Source organism: Nocardioides sp., from assembly GCF_031422975.1.
Lineage (GTDB): Bacteria > Actinomycetota > Actinomycetes > Propionibacteriales > Nocardioidaceae > Nocardioides.
Genome location: NZ_JANPEO010000353.1, coordinates 1 through 2,798, shown reverse-complemented (window position 1 = coordinate 2,798; position 2,798 = coordinate 1). Strand labels below are relative to the sequence as shown.

The following is a 2,798-nucleotide window of genomic DNA, read 5'->3' as shown; positions in this document are numbered from 1 at the left end:
GGTGGTCGGCGGCGACATGGGGGTCGCCTTCGACACCTTCGCGGCCGGACTGCGCGACACGCTCTTCGCGGGCACCACGGCGCTGGCCGGCCGCGACCTCCAGCTGCTGCCCGCGACGTACGGCGAGCAGGCGGGACTGGTCGGATGCGTGCGCCTCGCCCTCGACGCCGTGCTGTCGCCGCGCGCGGTCGATGCCGCGCTGGCGCACCGACGCTTCTGAGCCGATCGAGGGCCATCGCAGCGGAGGCAGGCGGAGGCTCCGAGGCCGCGAATTACGCAACGCCGACATGGGCTAAACCGCCGCCGAGAGGCGGTTCTGAGGCGCCCGACCCCCGGCGTGACGCACGGCATCGCGCGCCCTAGACTGTGGTGCGCGCCACTCGTGAACTTGTTCACAAAGTCACGAAGTGGGGTGCCGAGATCGTCGGCGACGAGAAGGAAGGAACGCAGGATGGAGCTCTACACCCCAGTGTTGGCGCTGGCCCTCCTGGCGGCCGGGTTCGCGGTGTTCTCCGTGATCATGAGTGCCGCCATCGGCCCCAAGCGCTACAACCGGGCCAAGCTGGACTCCTACGAATGCGGCATCGAGCCCACCCCGCAGCCCGTCGGCGGCGGCCGGTTCCCGGTGAAGTACTACATCACCGCGATGCTCTTCATCGTCTTCGACATCGAGATCATCTTCCTCTACCCGTGGGCCGTGCACTTCGACGCGATGAAGTTCTTCGGTCTCGTCGAGATGGTCATCTTCATCGCCACTGTCTTCGTGGCGTACGCCTATGTATGGCGCCGCGGCGGACTGGACTGGGACTGAGGGTCACTGACTGATGGGTATTGAAGAGAAGCTTCCGAGCGGTGTGCTGCTCACCACCGTCGAGGGCGTCGCGGGCTACATGCGCAAGGCGTCCTTCTGGCCGGCCACCTTCGGCCTGGCCTGCTGCGCCATCGAGATGATGACCACCGGCGGTCCCAAGTACGACCTCGCCCGCTTCGGCATGGAGGTCTTTCGAGCCAGCCCTCGCCAGGCCGACCTGATGATCGTGGCGGGTCGGGTGAGCAACAAGATGGCTCCGGTCCTGCGCCAGATCTACGACCAGATGCCCGACCCGATGTGGGTGCTCGCCATGGGCGTGTGCGCGAGCAGGGGCGGCATGTTCTTCAACGACGCGATCGTCCAGGGCGTCGACCACGTCGTGCCCGTCGACATGTATCTCCCCGGCTGCCCGCCTCGCCCGGAGATGCTGATCGACGCGATCCTCAAGCTGCACGACCAGGTCCAGAACGCCAAGCTCGGCGTCAACCGTCTGGCCGAGATCGAGCTGCAGGAGTCCAACGCCCTCAAGGCGCTGCCGACCTCCCAGATGCGAGGCCTGCTCCGATGAGTGACACGACACCCGACACGCACGGCCAGGACCCCTCGACCGACCTGGTCGCCGGCGACCAGGAGATCAGGCGCGCCGTCGGCTCGCGCACCGGCATGTTCGGTGTCACGGGCACGGGCGACACCTCGGGCTTCGGCGGTCTGGTCACCCCGATCGTCTACCCCGGCGACTCCCAGCGGCCCTACGGTGGCTGGTTCGACGAGGTGGCCGACGCCCTCGAGGCTCGCCAGAAGGCCACCGACCTCGACGCCGCCATCGAGCGGGTCGTGGTCCACCGGGGCGAGATCACCTTCCACGTCCGCCGCGAGGACCTGCCGTTCGTCGCGCAGATGCTCCGCGACGACGAGGTCCTCCGCTTCGAGTTCTGCTCGGGCGTCAGCGGCGTCAACTACCCCGACGACGCCGGACGCGAACTGCACGCGGTCTACCACCTGCTGTCGATGACCCACAACCGGCGCATCCGGCTCGAGGTCACCTGCCCCGACGCCGACCCGCACATCCCCAGCCTGGTCAGCATCTACCCGACCAACGACTGGCACGAGCGCGAGACGTGGGACATGTTCGGCATCCAGTTCGACGGCCACCCGGCCATGACCCGGATCCTCATGCCCGACGACTGGCCGGGCCACCCGCAGCGCAAGGACTACCCCTTGGGCGGCATCCCCGTGGAATACAAGGGCGGCACCATCCCGCCGCCGGACCAGCGGAGGTCCTACAGCTGATGAGCACCGACCAGGATTTGTACGCCGACCCCAGCGAGACCAGCCAGGGCAAGGTCTTCACCGTCACCGGCCAGGACTGGGACTCGATCACCCAGGGCCTCGGCGACGCCGCCGAGGAGCGGGTCGTGGTCAACATGGGACCCCAGCACCCCTCCACGCACGGCGTGCTGCGGCTCATCCTCGAGCTCGAGGGGGAGACTGTCACCGAGGCCCGCTGCGGCATCGGCTATCTCCACACGGGCATCGAGAAGAACATGGAGTACCGCTCCTGGGTGCAGGGCGTGACGTTCTGCACCCGGATGGACTACCTCTCGCCGTTCTTCAACGAGGCGACGTACTCCCTCGGCGTCGAGCGCCTGCTCGACATCGAGGACGTCATCCCCGAGAAGGCGCAGGTCATGCGCGTGCTCCTGATGGAGCTCAACCGGATCTCCTCCCACCTGGTCTGCATCGCGACCGGCGGCATGGAGATCGGCGCCCTGACCGTGATGACGATCGGGTTCCGCGAGCGCGAGCTGGTGCTCGACCTGTTCGAGCTGATCACCGGACTCCGGATGAACCACGCGTTCATCCGTCCCGGCGGGGTCGCCCAGGATCTGCCACCCGGCGCCCTCGACGAGATCCGCGACTTCATCGCCCTGATGAGGAAGCGCCTGCCCGAGTACGCCGCACTCTGCAACGCCAACCCGATCTTCAA

3 protein-coding genes and 2 pseudogenes are annotated in these 2,798 nt (G+C 67.5%); all 5 read left to right on the top strand.

Going from position 1 to position 2,798, the window contains the following annotated elements; translation table 11 throughout:
- A pseudogene (locus RMO85_RS10760) lies at window positions 1-220 on the top strand (sugar kinase); the annotation flags it as partial.
- Window positions 221-451: 231 nt separating this feature from the next.
- Window positions 452-811, top strand: a complete 360-nt coding sequence (locus RMO85_RS10755) for an NADH-quinone oxidoreductase subunit A (RefSeq protein ID WP_310528722.1) — start codon at window positions 452-454, stop codon at window positions 809-811.
- A gap of 13 nt (window positions 812-824) precedes the next feature.
- Window positions 825-1,379: an NADH-quinone oxidoreductase subunit B family protein gene (locus tag RMO85_RS10750; RefSeq protein ID WP_310528721.1), complete on the top strand. Its 555-nt coding sequence runs from the start codon at window positions 825-827 to the stop codon at window positions 1,377-1,379.
- Window positions 1,376-2,101, top strand: a complete 726-nt coding sequence (locus tag RMO85_RS10745) for an NADH-quinone oxidoreductase subunit C (RefSeq protein WP_310528720.1) — start codon at window positions 1,376-1,378, stop codon at window positions 2,099-2,101. The genes RMO85_RS10750 and RMO85_RS10745 overlap by 4 nt, the downstream gene beginning before the upstream one ends.
- A pseudogene (locus RMO85_RS10740) lies at window positions 2,101-2,798 on the top strand (NADH dehydrogenase subunit D); the annotation flags it as partial. The gene RMO85_RS10745 and the pseudogene RMO85_RS10740, both read left to right, overlap by 1 nt.